At 48.3% G+C, this 18,980-nt stretch carries 19 protein-coding genes; 15 read left to right on the top strand and 4 right to left on the bottom strand.

The annotated features are described in order from the left end of the window. Positions 1 to 97 precede the first annotated feature (97 nt). The 3 genes from FN808_RS15350 to FN808_RS19365 form a co-directional block, all read right to left on the bottom strand. A complete protein-coding gene (locus FN808_RS15350) occupies positions 98 to 1,048 on the bottom strand; it encodes a toll/interleukin-1 receptor domain-containing protein (RefSeq protein ID WP_142715499.1) in 951 nt (316 codons plus the stop codon). A gap of 138 nt (positions 1,049 to 1,186) precedes the next feature. Next, the gene (locus tag FN808_RS15355) at positions 1,187 to 1,903 is read right to left on the bottom strand and encodes a hypothetical protein (RefSeq protein ID WP_142715500.1); all 717 of its coding nucleotides are present in this window, start codon (positions 1,901 to 1,903) and stop codon (positions 1,187 to 1,189) included. Positions 1,904 to 3,128: 1,225 nt separating this feature from the next. Beyond that, complete coding sequence (locus FN808_RS19365; RefSeq protein ID WP_281280783.1) at positions 3,129 to 3,263, bottom strand: hypothetical protein; 135 nt, start codon at positions 3,261 to 3,263, stop codon at positions 3,129 to 3,131. Between FN808_RS19365 and FN808_RS15360 the strand changes: the two genes are divergently transcribed. The 10 genes from FN808_RS15360 to FN808_RS15405 all read left to right on the top strand — a co-directional run bounded on the left by FN808_RS15360 (position 3,255) and on the right by FN808_RS15405 (position 13,663). Next, on the top strand, positions 3,255 to 3,536 hold the full coding sequence (locus FN808_RS15360; RefSeq protein ID WP_142715501.1) for a hypothetical protein: 282 nt from the start codon (positions 3,255 to 3,257) through the stop codon (positions 3,534 to 3,536). The two genes, FN808_RS19365 and FN808_RS15360, sit on opposite strands and share 9 nt — an antisense overlap. A 118-nt stretch (positions 3,537 to 3,654) precedes the next feature. Next, entirely contained in the window at positions 3,655 to 5,025 is a 1,371-nt protein-coding gene (locus FN808_RS15365; protein WP_142715502.1) for a TolC family protein, read from the top strand. A 21-nt stretch (positions 5,026 to 5,046) separates the two neighbouring features. Next, positions 5,047 to 6,345, top strand: coding sequence for an efflux RND transporter periplasmic adaptor subunit (locus tag FN808_RS15370; protein WP_142715503.1), 1,299 nt, complete (start codon positions 5,047 to 5,049; stop codon positions 6,343 to 6,345). 58 nt (positions 6,346 to 6,403) lie between these two features. Further along, complete coding sequence (locus FN808_RS15375) at positions 6,404 to 9,508, top strand: efflux RND transporter permease subunit (protein ID WP_142715504.1); 3,105 nt, start codon at positions 6,404 to 6,406, stop codon at positions 9,506 to 9,508. A gap of 53 nt (positions 9,509 to 9,561) precedes the next feature. After that, positions 9,562 to 9,879 (top strand): P-II family nitrogen regulator, encoded by a 318-nt coding sequence (locus tag FN808_RS15380; RefSeq protein WP_142715505.1) that lies wholly within the window; start codon positions 9,562 to 9,564, stop codon positions 9,877 to 9,879. A 193-nt stretch (positions 9,880 to 10,072) separates the two neighbouring features. Further along, the gene (locus FN808_RS15385; RefSeq protein WP_142715506.1) at positions 10,073 to 10,318 is read left to right on the top strand and encodes a hypothetical protein; all 246 of its coding nucleotides are present in this window, start codon (positions 10,073 to 10,075) and stop codon (positions 10,316 to 10,318) included. A gap of 44 nt (positions 10,319 to 10,362) precedes the next feature. After that, on the top strand, positions 10,363 to 10,920 hold the full coding sequence (locus tag FN808_RS15390; protein WP_142715507.1) for a plastocyanin/azurin family copper-binding protein: 558 nt from the start codon (positions 10,363 to 10,365) through the stop codon (positions 10,918 to 10,920). Positions 10,921 to 11,037: 117 nt separating this feature from the next. Then, positions 11,038 to 11,574, top strand: a complete 537-nt coding sequence (locus tag FN808_RS15395) for a helix-turn-helix domain-containing protein (protein WP_246068374.1) — start codon at positions 11,038 to 11,040, stop codon at positions 11,572 to 11,574. Positions 11,575 to 11,815: 241 nt separating this feature from the next. After that, positions 11,816 to 13,171: a Na+/H+ antiporter NhaA gene (gene nhaA, locus FN808_RS15400; RefSeq protein ID WP_221930073.1), complete on the top strand. Its 1,356-nt coding sequence runs from the start codon at positions 11,816 to 11,818 to the stop codon at positions 13,169 to 13,171. 57 nt (positions 13,172 to 13,228) lie between these two features. Further along, a complete protein-coding gene (locus FN808_RS15405; RefSeq protein WP_142715508.1) occupies positions 13,229 to 13,663 on the top strand; it encodes a hypothetical protein in 435 nt (144 codons plus the stop codon). 250 nt (positions 13,664 to 13,913) lie between these two features. Here the strand turns inward: FN808_RS15405 and FN808_RS15410 are convergent, their stop codons facing one another. Continuing rightward, complete coding sequence (locus tag FN808_RS15410; RefSeq protein WP_142715509.1) at positions 13,914 to 14,546, bottom strand: rhomboid family intramembrane serine protease; 633 nt, start codon at positions 14,544 to 14,546, stop codon at positions 13,914 to 13,916. Between the two features lie 190 nt (positions 14,547 to 14,736). On the opposite strand from FN808_RS15410, the gene FN808_RS15415 reads away from it, so the two are divergent. From FN808_RS15415 to FN808_RS19515, 5 genes are all read left to right on the top strand, one after another. Then, on the top strand, positions 14,737 to 15,120 hold the full coding sequence (locus FN808_RS15415) for a SpoIIAA family protein (protein WP_142715510.1): 384 nt from the start codon (positions 14,737 to 14,739) through the stop codon (positions 15,118 to 15,120). Continuing rightward, positions 15,113 to 17,806 carry a heavy metal translocating P-type ATPase gene (locus tag FN808_RS19370; RefSeq protein ID WP_142715511.1) on the top strand — a complete coding sequence of 898 codons (2,694 nt, stop codon included), beginning with the start codon at positions 15,113 to 15,115 and terminating at the stop codon, positions 17,804 to 17,806. Before FN808_RS15415 ends, FN808_RS19370 begins: the two co-directional genes overlap by 8 nt. 45 nt (positions 17,807 to 17,851) lie before the next feature. Further along, the gene (locus tag FN808_RS18965) at positions 17,852 to 18,028 is read left to right on the top strand and encodes a hypothetical protein (protein ID WP_185958440.1); all 177 of its coding nucleotides are present in this window, start codon (positions 17,852 to 17,854) and stop codon (positions 18,026 to 18,028) included. Positions 18,029 to 18,164: 136 nt separating this feature from the next. Next, on the top strand, positions 18,165 to 18,485 hold the full coding sequence (locus FN808_RS19490; RefSeq protein WP_142715575.1) for a lipoprotein N-acyltransferase Lnb domain-containing protein: 321 nt from the start codon (positions 18,165 to 18,167) through the stop codon (positions 18,483 to 18,485). A gap of 32 nt (positions 18,486 to 18,517) precedes the next feature. After that, entirely contained in the window at positions 18,518 to 18,778 is a 261-nt protein-coding gene (locus tag FN808_RS19515) for a hypothetical protein (protein ID WP_491523271.1), read from the top strand. Positions 18,779 to 18,980 lie beyond the last annotated feature (202 nt).

Consider the following 18,980-nt stretch of genomic DNA (forward strand, 5'->3'; position numbering starts at 1 on the left):
TTGTCTTGCGTAGTCATGGTGAGTCTGCGTTTAGTGATTAGGTTGTTGGATACTCTAATCTAACTAAACTGTCAGATTTCATCGTGACTACTTCAACTTATGTATTGAAATCCAATCTGTCGGAGATATTTCTTATGTTTTTTTTATGCTCTTCTTCTTGTTCTTTCTCTTTCTTCTTTTGATTCCATTCTTGTTTCCTTTTTGCCTTAATCTCCTTGTTAGCTTCTTCAACTGCTAACAGAAGTGTGTCTCTGTGGTACTTTTCAACTTCCTTAATAGTAGTTCCATCTAATATAATTTTATCTCCTATTACACTTGCAATTCCGGGTCTATGCATGGATGTATATCTTGGTGGTCTGTCCCAATATCTTATAAAAGACTCTGACCAATCAAAGGAAGGGTTACGAGTTAGTTTGAATGGTATTTTGTAAAGGGCGCTTCCTCTGGTGTTATCATTTCTGGGACTTGTTACTTCATCAACTACGACACCTTCAATTTCAATTGGATCAAATGAAAAATCCTCGTTACTTATTTTTTTAGATTTTTGTTTGTGTTCAGTTTTTTCTTTGAAGTTGGGCTTTTCACCAATAGGTGGTGCTTTTTCTCTTTCACCATGAATCGTAACAAGAAGGTCTGAAAAATATCTTTCAAACTGATTCTCATCTCTAAAATCAATAAAATAGCGACCTTTCAACCAAGTTGGCATTGATTTTTCTTTGTCACCTTTTCGAATCAGAGGTATAAATTTCTTCTTATTTCTATTTGATAAAGCTTCACCAGTCATAATATCGCCTTCATACCCAACTCCCCCTTCTCGATTATCAGATCTCTTTTTATAACGAGGAGTGCAGACGACAAGTATATAGTCATTTTCTCTTATTGCTTTCTCCATAAATTCCGGTAGTTGATCACCAGGCGCAGTTTCCCATTGGTCTAAGGTTACGTCGACACCTTTCTTCCTCAATTTTTTTGAGAGGCTTTTAACCCACTTTTTATGGGTTTCACTATCCCAAGAATAAGAAATGAAAGCTTTCGGTATTGATGGCATTTTGTTATTAATGTTTATTTATTTGTGTATAATGACCATGCGCATATGCTGCGTGCAGGCCAACGTTGATTTAAATAACAAAATGTACTACAGAAATTAAGTAATGCAAAACCAGCAGGTATGGGCGAGGCACGTCCGCTAAAATTTTATTTCATCAAGGCTTAAAGAACCTGAAATAAACTGATCACCTTGATGGTTCATAGCTTCATATTTTTTACTAGCTTTGTTTTCATTTTTAAAAAAGTATTTAGAATATCTGACTCTTCCTGAAATTGAAAACTTGTTGATTAAGAGATATTTGCTCCCTATATCCCAAAGTTTAATTTGAAACCTATGGTCGTTTTCTTCAAGTTCATTTTTCTTTAATTCTTCAGCATTATAGAAGGAATTAAATTCTTTTTGCCCAAATTTGGAGCTTGAGTACCATTTCTTACCTGTTTCATCGTAAACTAATACCTTATATATCTTCCCAATATTATAGTTTTTAGGCAAGCGATCTGTTTTTATAAGGACTTCTTGTGATTTTCCTTCCGTTAATTCTTTTGAAGAACCTTTGCCTAGATAATATTTTCTCTGGTCTTCATTGATTCCAAAGAAGTTTTCCCACCATTTATTAGATCTATATATGCCAAAAATTTTGGCAATTGAAATAGGTCGCCTTCCTTTATTTGCAATTTTAATACGAAATTTTACAGAAGGAGGGAGTTCAACTTCTGGAAACTGGTACTCATATTTGGGAGTAATTAATAAATCTGGCTTATCCTTAATAAATCTGCTGAATTTTATAAAAAGAGCAATAGAACCAGTTATTGCACCCCAGATTGCTATAATTAATGTGATTGTTTCAGTGCTCAAGCTGTCAGATTTTTTTAGCGTACTAACCTATAATTATATCAACAAGCCTCGTACATGATAATATTGGGATGCAGGACTCTATGTTCTTAAATAATCAGTTTAAATACAAACTTCGTATTATGTGCCGATATTATGCATCATAGCAACCGGCAGTTGTTGATATAATATGTTGACATAACATGCCTGGAAGCTTTATGAAAAAGGGAGGGATATTCGGCAATTCACAACACATTCCTGATGTAACTTGACTACGGTAATAGAAATATATGAACTATCTTTTAAGCTTATTTCACTGGACCCAATAGTTAATAGGGAAGGGGATCTATCAATTTTGATAAAAGTGGTTGTCTCTCGGTATCAATGCAAAAGATTTTTGTTCCTATTAGAATTTCTGCAAAAGGAACATAATAAGGAACAAAGGCGATCATTATAAATACATGTATATCAAAAGGTTATACCAATATTTGAATATTTGCCAATAGGAACAAAGTATGAAGTTATCACTGGACACGTAAAATAAAATAATGGGAATTGGTAATTTTGGCCTGTAATATATGTTTAAACGGCGAGAGAAGCGTTTTTGATTATTTTACTTTCGGGAGTAAAAAAGACCAAAAGTGCTAAATTGGATTAATATGGACAGGCAGTTTAAAATAAATTTGCTTAAAAAAGCTTCTTAGTGAATAATATAGCACGGGCCGCGAGCGGTCCTCTTATGGACCTCGGCGGTAGGTGCCTTTACAACGGGATACAGGTGCCGGAGCGTTGTTCCCGGGGAGCAATGGTCCATCCCCAGGGCTTTGGCTATTACGGGCAAAACGGAAGGTGTTTAGAGGCTGTGAACAAAGGTAAGGGAGAAAAAAGGGAATCCCTTCTTTCCTCCTTTGAGAAGCGAAAACCGATGGCCGCCCCCGGCGGCCGCAGCCATATCTGTCATATAAGCCCCGGTTATGTAAAGTAGGTATACCACGGGTCGCAATAATAATATTACACGAGTCACATAAAAGATCATTAGCTGACCGAACGACTCGGCTGAACGTGAAAATGTTGATCATGGCCCAACACATGAAGCAAACGGCAAAGATGAACCCCGTTCAAATAGCACTCTTTTAATTTTGTGATTTATTCTCTATAATAGGGTCTAATAAAATCGATTGTACCTATCAAAACCATTAGATCTACATATCGAACCGGTACCAAAGGCATAGCTGCAGCGCTTATTTTCTTATTTAGTCTGCATTTCCTGAGTATCCACGGCATCGCAGATGCTCTGGTTCTGTGTTTTGAGGAAAATGGCGATGTCAATATCGAGTCGGTCGCCGGTTCTTTTCTTTCGATCCCCTCGGAGGATATGATGCATGCCGAGCCCCATCACGATACCAACGCCTCTACCTACCATACCGGTCAAAGCCATCACAGCGATCTCGCTTTTTCAGCGACCTGTTCCAAAGAACAACGAACGACGCGGTTCGATCAGGATCGCACGCTCAAGGTTCTTGACGGTATTCTGTATAGCAAGGTTGAACATCTCCCGCAATCACGAGTATTTCACCTTGTTTCATACGCCCCTCCCTTAATCGAGGATGCCATAACAGCCTCGCTAACAACCGTTGTTCGCATTCTCTACCACTAAGTAGTTCCAGCCCTTTTTAGATCACTTCTTCATTGCAAGCAAGGCACCCGCTAAGGAATAACTATATCCTGCCGGTGCTGCTTGCCCCTCTATAACAGCAAAAAATTGGCTGGAATACATGAAACTATTTTTAAAAACCGTGCTGGTCCTCGGCATGCTTGTACTTGCTGCCGGATGCGCCAGCGAACAGACCCTTATTGAACCACCCTCGGAAAGTACCTTGGGAGACCAAAACTACGGGCAATCTCCCGCCCTAAATAAAAACGTAGCCCCGCAGGATACAGCATCAACGGTAACGATATCAGATACCCTCACGTTTTCGGATGCGCTCTCCAAAGCCCTGCTCGAAAATCCCCGGCTGCAAAGCTATGGCTGGCAGGTTCGCGCGAAGGAAGCCGAGCGACTGCAGGCCTCGCTACTGCCTAATCCCCGTCTGCAGGCCGAAATGGAAAACGTTGGCGGCAGCGGCCCCTTTGAGGGCCTGGACAATCGTGAAATCACCATCCGGCTCGGACAAAAAATCCTGCTGGGCGCCGATCGCCTCAAAGCCAAACGCCTGGCCGGATACAACAGGCAGCTGGCGGGCTGGGACTATGAAACCCAGCGCCTGGACGTGCTTACTGGCGTCACACAAGCCTATATTTCGGCGTTGGAAGCCCAACAGCAGTGGAACCAGCAGCAAGCGTTGGTTACCCTGGCAGAAGAGCTATTTCATTCTATTTCTGCCCAGGTGGACGCCGGAAAAGTTTCTCCCATTGCTGCAACAAGGGCTAAGGTTGAGCTTTCCCGGGTCCGCATCGACCTGAAAAATGCGCGCAGCACTTTTGAGACCGCCCGCAGCAACCTGGCCTCCTTTTGGGGAAACAAACAGCCTGCCTTCGAAGGACTGGCCGGAACGCTGGCCAAAACCGATTCTTTACCAGCCTACTCCTCGCTGGCCCAATATATCTCGCGTAATCCCGACGTAGCGCGATGGGCCACTGAGATGCAGCAGCGGGAATCCAGGCTGGCATTAGAGCGGGCCAAAGGCATTCCTGACCCTACCATTAGCGGCGGCTATAAACGCTTCGAAGATGTGGGGGCCGAAGCAGCGGTCGTGGGAATCTCCATACCGCTCCCCCTTTTCGATCGCAATCAAGGCGATATTAAAGCAGCTAAATACCAAATTTGGCGCGGCCGATCACAGCGACAGGCGGCGGTTACAGAAGTAACCCGGGCCCTGCAAGAAGCCTATAACCGGCTGCAAGCCTCTTATCAGGAGCTACAACAGCTGCAGGAAGAGGTGTTGCCGGGCGCACAATCTGCTTTCAAGGGTATTCAATCCGGTTACCGGCAGGGGAAGTTTGATTACCTGGAGGTGCTGGATGCCCAGCGTACGCTTTTTACCAGCCGCACCCGCTACATTCAGGCATTAGCTGAATATAATCGGGCCGTAGCCGAAATCGAGCGACTGATCGGCACCCCGCTTTCTGACATACCATCCAATTAATGATTTAACGCATTACCTATCATGAAGAAATCAATTATATATATAACCATAGTAGGAATTTTTATAGCCGGAGGAATCATAACCGGTTGTGGTTCAAGTAGTACCGAAAATGGAACTTCACAATCCGCCCAGCAGCAACATAGTGAAGAAGACGGGCAACACACAGAAGGGTCCGGCGACCATTCCTCAGAGGAAGGGCAGCACAGCTCCGAATCCGGTGGCCAACACCAGGAGGAGGGAGGGGGCCATACCGGCCAGGTGCACTTAACTGAGCAGCAACGCCAAAGCCTCGGGATCAATGTAGAAACCCTGAACTCCGGCAGCGCGGCCTCGACTATAGCCCGACCGGCCAATATCACCTACGATCTGGATAACATTGCCAAAGTAGGTCCCCGTCTTGAAGCCAAGGTTGTCAAGGTGCTTAAAGATCTGGGTGAGCAGGTAACCCGCGGGGAACCCATTGCATTAATGAGCAGCGTAGAGCTCGGCAAAACCAAAGCCGAATTCCTGCGCCTGAAAGCGCGCCTGAAATCGGAACAGGCCCGTTATGAGCGCGAGCAGTCGCTGTATGAGCAGCAAATATCCAGCCAGGCCGAACTGCTCGAAGCTGAGGCCAACTATCAAGAAGCCCGGGCTGAATTGAATGCTACAGCTGAAGCCTTGCGGCTCTACGGCCTGTCTCAAACCGATATTCAACAGATTGAAGCCGGAAGTGACCAGCCGCTTTCCCGGTTTTATATTAGCAGTCCTATTGATGGCGTCATCCAGGAGCGTAACCTTTCGCCGGGCCAAACGGTGAGCTCCAGTGAAACGCCAGTTCATGTCGCGAACCTGTCCCAAATGTGGGTGATGATTGACGCCTATGAACAAGACATCCGGTATATCGAGCCGGGTCAAACGGTGAACATTTCTGTTCGGAGCATCCCCAATGAAACGTTTGAAGGGACCGTAAACTGGATTTCCTACGCCCTTGAAGAAGACAGTCGCACCATGCCCATACGGGCCACCCTAAAAAATACGGACCGACAACTTCGGGCCGGGATGTTCGGTACGGCTCGCATTCAGACCGGCCGGCAGCGCAGCATTGCCATGATACCGGTGGACGCCGTACAAACCATTGAGGGCGAATCCAGGGTGTTTGTCCCCGGCGGAGAAGCGGGCAGTTTCCGACCCGTTTCGGTCCGGCTGGGAGCAGAAAATGAAGGGCTTGTGGAGGTGCTTTCCGGGCTACAACCGGGAGACCAGGCCGTAACCGCTGGCGCTTTTGACTTAAAATCAGCGTTAACCGCCCAAACCCGTAGCGCCTCGCACGGGCATTAGAAGGCACATTACGGGCAACCATTTCAATTGCTAATGAATTTTAAATCGATGTTGAATTATGCTTGAACAGATTATTGATCGTGTACTTAAAAACAGGTTGACCATTTTTTTGATGGTTGCGGCGGTAGGGGTCTATGGGTATTTTTCCTTTCAGGAAGTCCCCATCGATTCCTTTCCTGATGTATCGCCCCCGCTTGTACAGGTGTTTACCTCCAGCCCCGGACTTTCGCCGGTGGACGTGGAGACCCAAATTAGCTATCCCATTGAGATTTCTATGTATGGGCTTCCGAAACTGGATCGCGTGCAAAGCACCTCCATCTTTGGGCTCTCGCGAGTCAACATTTATTTCGAGGAGGGCACCGATATCTACTTTGCCCGCCGCCTGGTCATGGAGCGGCTTGCTAAGGCCAGAAATGAGATTCCAGACGGCCTTGGCAATCCTCAGCTTGGCCCTATTACCACCGGCCTTGGGACGGTGATGATGTATGAAGTAAAAAATAAAAAAGGCGCTGATAACACCCTGATGGAACGTCGCACGGCCCAGGACTGGATCGTAAAGCCACAGCTGCGGACCGTGCCCGGGGTCACCGGCGTGCTTTCGCTGGGCGGGGATGTCCGGCAGTTCCAGGTCAATGCCGATATGAACGCCCTGGTCTCTCGCGGTCTGACGCTTAAGGATTTGGAGCAAGCCATCAATACCAATAACCGAAATGTGGGGGCCTCCTTCTTGGAACGCGGGGGGGAAGAGTATCTGGTCCGCGGGTATGGCTGGATTGATTCCCATAATAAGGGACTGGAGGACATCCGTAATATCATTGTTTCCAACCAGGATGGTACCCCCGTCTATGTCAAAGACTTGGCCGAGGTTACCTTTGGCTCGGAGATAAAGCGGGGGACACTGATTGCCAACGGGGAAGAATCGGTCGGCGGATTCGTCCTCAAGCTCATCGGTACCAATACCCAGGATCTGCTGGCCCAGATAGACCAGAAAGTGGATGCCATTAATAAGGCCCTGCCCGAGGGCATGGTGATGGAGACCTTTTACTCCCAGGGGGAACTGGTAGACAAAGCCGTGGGAACGGTCACCAACGCCTTGTATATCGGGGCTATCTTAGTCTTGGTGGTGCTGTTCTTTTTCATGGGCGATGTGCGGTCTACGCTCATTATTATCTCAACCGTGCCGATTGCCTTTCTTATTGCTTTTATTGGGATGAACCTGATGGGCATATCAGCGAACTTAATGAGTCTGGGGGGGCTTGCCATCAGCATTGGCATGATCGGGGACAGTGCCACCGTGATTGTGGAGAATACGTACCGGCTCCTTGAGGAACGCAAAGGGCAAAATGTATCCCTTCTACGGGTGGTAGGGGAGGCCGCACGCGAGGTCATCCGACCGGTCGTATTTGCCACCAGCATTATCATCATCGTGTTTCTGCCGCTCTTTTCCCTGGAGGGCGTTGAAGGTAAAATGTTCAAGCCCCTGGCCTACACCATCACCTTTGCCCTGGCCGGAGCGATCTTTCTGGCTTTGACTTATATTCCCATCATTTCCAGCTATATCCTCCCGGATAAAGGAATGGATAAGGAACCGTGGCTGGTCCGTAAAGTGAAGGGAGTAAGCCGTCCGCTGATTGAAAAAAGTACTAAATATCCAAAGATGGTATTTGGGGCGGCGCTGGTGTTGTTTGCCGCAAGCATGGCCCTGTTTCCGTTTTTGGGCACCGAGTTTCAGCCGACCTTGCGGGAAGGGACGTTTGCGGTGCGGTCGGTACTGCCGCCGGGCGCCAACCTGCCGACGACCCAAGAGTATGCCAAACGCCTGCAGGAATCCATGCAGACCTTTCCGGAAGTAGAAGGCGTCTATTCGCGGGTTGGTCGCGCGGAAGTCGGGGGGGATCCCGAACCGGTGAATGTAATCTTTAATGTGGTAGATCTTAAGCCACTGGACCAGTGGGACGAAGGCCGCGACTACGAAGAATTGCAGTCGGCTATGGCCCAAAAACTAACTGAGGATCTGCCGGGAGTGGCTTCTAACTTTTCTCAGCCCATTCAGCTACGCACCGATGAGCTGCTCAGTGGCGTTCGGGCCCAGGTAGTAGCCAGTCTGTACGGGGACAATCTGGATACGCTGGCCCGGAAAGCACAGGAAATTGCCGCTGTGGCCGAAAGCGTGGAAGGGGCAGTTGACGTACGCGCCCAACAGCAGGGCGGGAAACCCCAGATTTTGGTTCGCCCCGACCGCGAGCAGCTCGCGCGGCTGGGCATCAGCATCAACGACTTCCTGAATACCGTAGAAACCGGCATCGGTGGCTCAGTGGCCGGACAGGTATTTGAGGGCATCCGCCGCTTTGACATCTTTGTGCGCCTGCAAGAGGGCCAGCGAAGCCAAATCAATCAACTTCGCGAGCTCCCCATACGAACAGCTAAAGGCGCACTTGTTCCCCTTTCTCAAATTGCTGATGTCGAAGTCTTTACCGGACCCAAGCAGATATCCCGGAACAAAGCCAGCCGGCGAACCTACGTGCAGTTAAACGTCCGGGGCCGCGACATGGGCAGCGTGGTCAGTGAAATCCGCAGGAAAGTAGAAGCACAGGTGAACCTGCCGGCGGGCTATTTTACCGAATACGGTGGGCAGTTTGAAAACCAGCAGCGAGCCATGAGCCGGCTGATGGTCGTTGTGCCTATTACCCTGGGCCTTATTTTCTTCATGCTGTTCTCGACCTTTGGCAGCTGGCGCTATGCGGTGCTTATTTTCCTGAATATTCCCTTTGCGACCATTGGGGGTATCTTTGCCCTTTGGGTTTCCGGGCTATATCTCTCTGTCCCCGCAGCGGTCGGTTTTATTGCCATTTTCGGGATTGCCGTACTCAATGGACTGGTGCTCGTCAGCTATATCAACCAACTCCGGGAGGAGGGCATGGAAATGGAGAAATCAGTGGTACAGGCATCCCTGCTCAGGCTTCGCCCGGTGCTTATGACGGCCTTAACGACCGGTCTGGGTCTACTCCCGTTGCTACTGGCCAATGATATCGGCTCTAACGTGCAACGCCCGTTGGCGGCCGTCGTCGTGGGTGGGCTATTTACCTCTACGCTGCTTACGCTGGTAGTGCTGCCAACCATCTACAAGTGGTTTGCCGAACCGGTCAGCCACGCAGAACTGTAATCCTAAATTCCCTCGGGCTGCCAAACGGTCTGAGGGATTAAACACATACCATTATGAAAGAAATTAAAGCGTTTATCCGAACCAACATGATTGACTATGTTATTGACGCCATTGAAAATTTGCCCGATGCGCCCGGTATTACGCTGAGTGACGTGCGCGGCTGGGGGCACCCTAAAGAAGGCCCGGCCCAGCTGGTCCAGCGCATTAAGCTGGAGACCGTAGTACCTGCCCGCCGCGTGGATGAAATAATCACCGTTATTACTGAAAAGGGACGAACCGGAAACCATGGTGATGGAAAAATCTTTGTCTCAAATGTCGAACAAGGCGTCCGCATTCGAACAGGGGAAACGGATGAGGAGATCATCCGTTAGGTAGTCCAGCCAACCCCGGGTTGTCGCCACCTGACGGTGGCGGCAGCTTTTTTTACTCAAACCCAGGATCGGTGATCATGCTGAAACTATTCCTGCGTAACCTCCATCACTATCCTGCGGGCTGCCCCTGCCTGACCACAGCGGTAGCTTTATCAGTACGCTATGAAATAATATCAGATTAGAAGAAACTGCTATGGCTTCTAAAAACAGACTTAAATATGTAGTTGTCGCTGTAATGCTGATTCTGGCGGGGGTTGCCATGGCCGATGCGCTGGGCGCCTTTAACCCCAAGCCTTACACCAAAGTATCCAAAGGATCGCATGCCCATTATGTGCCGGCGGACCGGGATCCGGATGTTTCGATTACCCGATTCCCTAAGCGCCCGCCGGGGCCCGGGGAAACCATTACCCCGCAAGGACAGATAGTACGAAAGAACTAACACATTACCTTAATCTTCAATACTAACCTCAAATCATCGTCATTATGCATTTATTGACCTACATGCTGCTCTTACTGGCTTTTCTGGCTGGGTGCGGCGGCGGAGAGCAACAACCTCAATCACAGGAGACACAAGCACAAACCCAGGAGATAAGAACCATTGATATTATTGGTGTGGACCAGATGAAATATGTGGTGAAGGAAGAAGGGAAGCTGCTGGGAACGGCTGAAACCATCAAAACCTCCGGTGGCGATTCCTATCTGCTGCTTCAGACTATTGAGGCCACGCCCGGGGAGAAGCTGCGTATTCGCCTCACGACCGTGAGCGACCTTCCCGCCACGGCCATGGCTCATAACTGGGTGCTGCTGAAGCTGGGGATTGATCCGGCCAGCTTCACAAAAGAAGCAATGAAAGCCAAAAGTAGTGAGTACATTCCCGAAGGCCGAACCGATGATATCATTGCCCATACCGGGCTTGCCGGCGGGGGAGAGACGGTTGAGGTCACGGTTACCGTCCCCGAGAAAACCGGCGACTATAATTATCTGTGCACGTTTCCCGGCCACTTTGCAGCAGGAATGAAAGGGAAACTCGTTGTTCAGTAATCCGGTAGTACAGCATCATAACCCGACCATTTTGAGGTGGCTCTGGACAACGCCTGCCTCATTATATTATATCCTAAGCTGACAATGATGAATGATAGCTATTTTCACATAAAAAATATGGTGTGCAAACATTGCGGGGAAGTGCTCGAGGCGAAGTTGGTGGACGCTGGGTTTCCAATCAAACATATTGAACTGGGGCGGATAGAATTCGCCCGGCCGATTGATGAGGAAGAGCTCACTGAATTATGGGAGGTTGTCCACCAAAATGGCTTTGAAATTGTGAGCGATCGAAGCAGCCAGCTAGTCGAACAAATCAAACATCTAATTATAGGCCTCATACACCATGGTAAGCGATTGGATACCACGTTATCACAGTATCTATCTGATCGACTTCATAAAGAGTACCAGCACCTCAGCCGGTTGTTTTCCGATGTAGAGGGAAACTCTATTGAACGATTTTACATCCTTCAAAAGATTGAACGGGCCAAGGAGCTCATTGTCTATGGGGAGCACACCATGGCAGAAATTGCTTATCGGTTAGACTACAGCAGCCAGCAGCATTTTTCCAGGCAGTTTAAAAAAGAAACCGGGCTAACCCCCTCGCATTTCAGAGACATCAAAGAAAATAAGCGTATCTCCATCGACCGGTTATAACAAAATAATGCACAAGAAGATCATAAAAATGCAAGAGTTACCCTCACATAATCAACAACTTACCAGCAGAGGCTATCACACAATAGCCTTATCCCTATGCGCTTTGATGAAGTGGTACTGTGATATGATTACTCCATACATTTCATCATAATCCCTAAGCGTTAAATTGGCAGGCACCGCTGTTTGACCGCGGCGGTGCTTTTTTATGATTCAAAATGGCCATTAATAATAATTAGGAACCGTGCAAAGTTCAAAACGTTATACCTCTGTTCTTCATTTTTTTAAAAAAGATTCCGCGGCCGGCCTGATGCTCCTGTTGGCAACGGTAGCAGCCCTTGTCATAGCCAATAGCCCACTTAATAAATGGTATGAGCACCTGTTGGAGTTAGAGTTTACCATCGGCTTTTCTTCGCTGGTGATTGAACACTCGGTTCACGAATGGATTAATGACGGACTGATGGCGATTTTTTTCCTGTTGGTCGGACTGGAAATCAAGCGGGAGCTGAAGTACGGGGAGCTTTCGACGTTACAATCGGCGCTTCTTCCCGTTATTACCGCAATGGCGGGAGCTTTCGTGCCGGCCCTCATTTTTTGGGGGCTCAACGGCGGCTCGGATTTTATGAACGGCTGGGCCATTCCCATGGCTACCGATATTGCGTTTGTTATCGGCGTGTTGGCGGTGCTGGGTTCCCGGGTGCCGGTGTGGGCTAAAGTTTTTGTCACGGCCATAGCCGTCGTGGATGATCTCATTGCCGTGCTGGTGATCGCCTTCTTCTATACCGAACAGATAAGCATGGCGGCGCTGTCCGTTGCTGGTCTATGCCTGCTGGTATTATTGCTATTTAACTACAAAAACGTCAATAACCTGGCGCCCTATCTTTTGGTAGGGGGGATCATGTGGGTTGCGGTGCTTAAATCCGGAGTCCACTCCACGATAGCCGGGGTCCTGCTGGGATTTGCCCTACCGGCCGCTCGGGGCTGGAGCCTGGACCAGTTAAAAGAATATGCCCAAGAAGGCTTTGATCTTTTTAAACAAGCAGCCGATGAGGACCTGCCGGTGACCAGGGAACAGGCCCTGCACCATATGGATGAGACCGTACAGCATGCGCAATCGCCGCTGCACCGACTGGAGCATAAACTGCATACCGCAGTCTATTTTGTAATCATGCCACTGTTTGCTTTTGCCAATGCCGGGGTTATTTTTGACCCTAACGTAATGAGCCAGGCCTTAATATCGCCTCTCACCTGGGGCATAGCGATTGGATTATTCATTGGAAAACAGGTCGGTATTTTCGGAGCTACCTGGCTGCTTACCATACTGGGCATCTCCGGATTGTCCGCTGAAAAAGAAACCTGGAAGGTGGTGTACGGAGTGGCCCTGCTGGCGGGCATTGGGTTTACGATGTCACTGTTTATTGCCGGCTTGTCTTTTACTGATCCCACCTTACTGGAGTTTACAAAAGTCGGCATTCTTATCGGTTCGCTGGTCAGTGGCGTGTTGGGTTACCTTGTACTCAGCCGCCGCCCAGATTTCGAAGCCGAAGAACAGGAGCCGTTTGATTTATCGGAGCAGAAGCAGGTGCAAACGGAACCATAACCTGGGTAACAGTTCATTTTTAAACTGGCTTAAAACATTGTAAAACCATCAAATTATATGAATACATTAGTGCTTGATATCAGCGATGTACTGCATCAGGTGGCCAATGCCGAGGATCAGTGCATTGATCGTTTAAAGGGCAGTCTCGAAAAAAGAAATGGAATTAAGCAGGTCCGACTGGATACAGAAGAACCAGGTCCAGAACTTTGTATTTACTTTGATGAAGATATCATTTCGGCAAGCCAAATAAAACATATCGCAACCCAGACGGCTGGTAAACTGGATGATACCTTTGGCCATCTGTGGATTAGAATGCGGGCAGTGCGAGACCAGAACCACCGGCAGGCCGTAACGACTCTTCTCAATAATTTTAAGGGCGTTATGAATGTGTGGGTAATTCCCACCGGATGGATCTTTTTAGAGTTTAACAGGTATATTACACAGGAAGCGGTTTTATTAGAGCTGATTGAAAAAATGGATTTAGTCGTTTAAAAAAATGCAATTTTTAATCCCGGAGGTTCTATGAAACCACGCATGCTATCTACGGAGGAAATCAAAACCATATACAACAGGTGGACTGTGGTATATGATGCTTCGCTCTGGTCATTTTACCTGTTGGAATTTAAAGTGCGGGACAGGGTTCAAATTTGGATTACTTACAAAAAAAGTTGGACCTAAAGGTTCTATTATCGGGGTTGACCTTTCGTATAGCCTGATAAACGCAAAAAATAGTTCGCTTTTTTCAGATTGAATGATGATTCTCTCCCTTGAGTCCCCATATCTTGATTAAAACATAACCAAACACCATGCCACCGAGGTGGGCAAAGTTGGCCACGTTCGAATCAGTGCGGGTAAGGCCGCTTACCAATTCAATCACCCCAAAAATGGCAACGAAATATTTTGCCTTTATAGGGATTGGGGGGATTAACAATATAATATATCGGTCGGGAAACATCATGCCAAAGGCCAACAAGATCCCATAAACCGCCCCCGAAGCGCCAACCGTGGGGGTGCCGGAAGAGACGACCAAGAGCTGTATAAGGCCCGCTCCGATGCCCGTTGCAAAATAATAAATAGTAAACCGGTTGGTTCCCCAGTAATTTTCGATGGCCTGGCCAAACATCCAAAGCGCAAACAGGTTAAAAAAGATATGGCCTAACCCAGCATGCAGAAACATATAGCTAACGGGTTGCCAGATCTCAAACTGTCCGGAGCCAACGGGCCATAATGCTCCGTAGGCAAACAGTAACTCGCCGATAACCGGCGTGTTCAGGGCTAAAAAGAAGACCCCGTTTATAATCAGAAGATGCTTGACGGCCGGCGGAAAAACAGAAAATTGCGTGCCGGGACTATATCGATTATTTGAATAGCTCATAGGCTATTAGTCTGAGGCAGTTCGGATTACATAAGGTAAGGTACGGATTATGTGTTTAACTTGATTGCAAATCAGGCGGTTTTTCCCGTTTCCTCATAATTCTGCACGGTTTTTACATAAACCTGCAAGTCTGTTCTGTGTTTAACGTGTATTATGTAAGTGAAGCAAGTTTAATTAAAGGCGTTTTACCATGCTTACGGTTAATAATAATGAATCGCAAAACGGTGTTTTGGCCTTGCAGGTAACCGATAAACTAACGGAAGGTGTTTTGAATGATCTTGTGCCTGTATTAAAAAAACATGTCTCCCAACATAATGATCCCCATTTAATCCTGGTTATGGAAAACTTTAAGGGCTGGGAAGATGCCGCCGCGTTCTGGAAAGATCTTCGGCTGGATGCCGAATATATCGGTTCGTTTGATCGCATTGCTATCATAGGGGAGGCAAAGTGGCAACAATGGGGCACGCAGCTGTTGAACCCCCTGTTCAACGAAGAATTACAATTCTTTTCCCTCGATCATGCGGGGAGCGCATGGAATTGGATTCGTAAATCACATGAAGGAACGGATGAATAAATTAACGATTAACCTGCCCATATTACTACCGGATATTCCTGATGTAGAAGATAAGTGTGTCTACCGTCTCATCACAACACTTGAGGGCCGGGAAGGAATACACCGGGTACATATAAAAAGGGAGGAAGAGGATTCACTAGTATGCATCCACTTTAATCCCGAGATAATTTCTCTTCGGCATATAAAAAATATGGCCCGTCAGGCGGGCGCTCAGCTTCAGGATACTTTTGGGCACCTGTTGCTGGAAGTCCGGGGTATCCGTCATCCCCGTCATGCCCGCACGATCACACGGCGGCTGCAAAAGTTAAGGGGGGTTGTTAGTGCCTATGCCGGGGCTACCGGCTGGATACAATTGGAATATAATCGGAGCATGGTAAATGACCATAGCCTGCTGGAATCGATTGAAGAAATGGGGTTGACAATCAAGCAGCTTTCCAACAGCTTCTCGGATGGGCATCCGTATCCCCCGGGGCGCCAAAATGAGCTTGATTCGACCATCGATGATGAATCAGCCAGCCTGGAAATAGCCCCGGCCCAGCGCCATTCCGATAACCAATCCCTGCTTGAAGAACAAAAACAAGAACATCCTGAAAGTCCTGATTTCCCTCAACACACCGATGCCCAACAGCATGAAAAAGATAAATCCGGCGATACGGATGAAGGCGATCACGAGCATAGTCACGAAGATGATGGCCACGGCAATGATCACGCTCATGACGATGAGGAAGAACACGCCCATGCCCACGACCATGGGGGCATCTTCGGGGAGAAAACGGAGCTGATCTTTTCGCTGATCTGCGGGGGGCTGCTCGCGGTTGGCTTTGGGCTCTCCTTTGCCGGCGGGGTCCCCGGCTGGGTATCTTTGGTCCTGTATGTAGGGTCCTACTTTTTTGGCAGTTACTACCTGGTCCAGGAGGCCTACACCGAAGTGAAGGCCGGTAATTTTGAGATTGACTTTCTGATGCTGGTAGCGGCCATCGGAGCAGCCATCCTCGGCGAATGGGCTGAAGGGGCCCTGCTGCTTTTCTTGTTCAGCCTCGGCCACTCCCTGGAACACTATGCCATGGGCCGGGCCCGAGAGGCCATCAAGGGACTGGCGGAATTGGCGCCGAAAACCGCCCTTCGAAAAATAGACGGAACCACCGAAGAAGTACCGGTAGAAGAGCTGCAGGTCGGAGAGGTGATTGTGATTAAACCGAACAGCAAAATTTCGGCCGATGGGGTGGTCATTAACGGCCATAGCAGCGTGAACCAAGCGTCCATCACCGGAGAAAGCGTGCCCGTAGATAAGATGGAGTATGAGGATCCCGAGGCGGTGGACCAAGACGCTGACTCTATTGATGATAAATACCGCGTGTTTGCCGGCACTATCAACGGCAACGGCAGCTTGGAGGTGAAGGTGACCAAACTATCCAAAGACTCCACGCTCTCGCGGCTCATCAAGCTGGTCAACGAAGCCGAAGCCCAGAAGTCACCCACTCAGCAGTTTACCGATAAATTTGAAACCTATTTTGTTCCTGCCGTACTCATGCTGGTGGTCGTATTGAACTTTGCCTTTCTGGTAATCAATGAACCGTTCTCGGCCAGTTTTTACCGCGCGATGGCGGTGCTGGTAGCGGCCAGTCCCTGTGCGCTGGCGATTTCTACGCCCAGCGCGGTACTCAGTGGCGTAGGCCGTGCGGCACGCAGCGGGGTACTCATCAAAGGGGGGCGACCGCTGGAGAACCTTGGCATCCTCAAGGCGCTGGCCTTTGACAAGACGGGAACGCTCACTGAGGGGGAACCAAGACTTACTGATGTGATTACTTTTGATGGCATTGACGAAAATGAACTGGTAAAAACCGCCGTGGCTGTCGAAAGCCTGAGCGATCACCCGCTGGCCGGGGCGGTGGTCCGTGACGGTAAAGAGAAACTACATGGTGCTGATCTGCCGGAGGCCGAGGATCTGGAATCCATTACCGGCCGGGGCGTCAAGGCCAAAATGAACGGCTCGCTGGTCCACATCGGCAATTTGGAATTATTTGAAGAGGCCGATGGCATAAAACTGTCTGATGACCTCAAACAACAGGTAGAGGAGTTGGAGGGGGCAGGCAAGACTACTATGGTGGTGCGCAGCGGCAACCGCTACCTGGGTATTCTGGGGCTGATGGATACCCCGAGGGAGGATGCTAAGGAGGTCATTCAAAAGCTGCGCAGTATGGGGCTGACTCACCTGATTATGCTTACCGGCGACAACCAGCGGGTAGCCGATGCTGTAGCCAAGGAAATCGGTATCGACGATCCCAAAGGCAATCTGCTGCCGGAAGACAAGGTGGAGGCGATCAAACAGCTGCGGGAAGGAGAAGGCCATGTGGCGATGGTCGGGGACGGGGTCAACGACGCTCCGGCGATGGCCAACAGCACCGTAGGTATTGCCATGGGGGCCGCGGGCTCTGATGTGGCACTGGAAACCGCCGATGTGGCCCTGATGGCCGACAAGATTTCCGTGCTGCCGTTCGCTATCGGACTGAGTCGCAAAACCAAATCGATTATTAAGCAAAACCTATGGATCAGTCTGGGTATGGTGGCGCTGCTTGTACCCGCTACGATTCTCGGCCTCAGCATGGGATGGGCGGTTATTGGCCATGAAGGATCAACGGTGGTAGTGGTCTTCAATGCGCTGCGACTGTTGGGATACAAATCCTAAGTGAGCCTTTTTTAAAAATATTCCCACATCATACTGGTGACGTTTATGAAATGGACCTTTGAAGATTTTGGTGCCGACCTGAAGGATTTAAATCCAAAGGTGCGTGAAAAAGCATTGGAAATTGCCAACCGGATGATGGAGGAGGGCGATGGCTCCGAAGGTGAAGTTATTAAACAGGCGGTAAAAGAAGCCCAGGAATGGTTTTTGGATAAACAGGCCTAGAAAGTAAACTCAAATTAATTTGTACAAGATCTTTTTGATGAAGAAAGGTTTTCTCGTTCCGGTTCTTTTGTCTGTTCTATTTTTCTCTCTGTCAGCCCAGCAAGAAGAGCTTTGACCAGAGGCACAGCTCGGCCTCATCACTGCCTCACCGGGCAATGAACTCTATACAATTTTTGGCCACACCGGCCTGCGGATTGCCGGCACGGCCAATCACATCGACCGCACCTATAACTACGGCACCTTCGATTTTGATACCGATGGCTTCTACCGGAAATTCGCCCTTGGCAACCTGCAGTATTTCCTTTTAGTAAACCGTTACGAAAGGGCAAAACCAGTCTACCTGAAGGCCGGGCGCGCCATCACCGAGCAGTGGATAAATCTAAGCCCGGAGCAAACCCAATTACTGTCCCGCTATTTAGAAAACAACGCAAAACCCGAAAACCGGTACTATTCTTAAGTTCTTTTATGATAACTGTACCACCCGAGTATATGAGACCCTTAACCAAATGGAACTGGAATATTGTATGGTCTGCTTCGGGCCTGCCGGCTTTTATATTTTCTTTTGCGGGTAGTAAACAACTTTCAAGAAGTTATAAGGTGTTTTTGGTACTATATGCAGCAATTCTTCTCCTCTTTCTGCTAAGCTGGTCAATAATTTCTCAACAGAGACCCTATGCAATTTTACCTCTTCTTTTATTGTTGGGATTTCTTAGTATCAAAAAGCATTCCGAATCACTTAATTCGGAATGAGTTGAGTTGATGCGTTATGGGCTTGTCAATCATCTACTTGTTCAGAAGTTTGGAAACGTTGAGATAACTGCTCTGAACCCAGATATTTTTATTAACAAAACCAATAAATATGAGTCTCAAAGATTTTAGTGGTAATTTAGAATTGAAGTGGGAGGATTTATACAGGTGGCCCTATGTATGAATTTTACTTGTGCACATTAAT

This window comes from Fodinibius sediminis (genome assembly GCF_900182555.1).
GTDB classification, from domain to species: domain Bacteria; phylum Bacteroidota; class Rhodothermia; order Balneolales; family Balneolaceae; genus Fodinibius; species Fodinibius sediminis.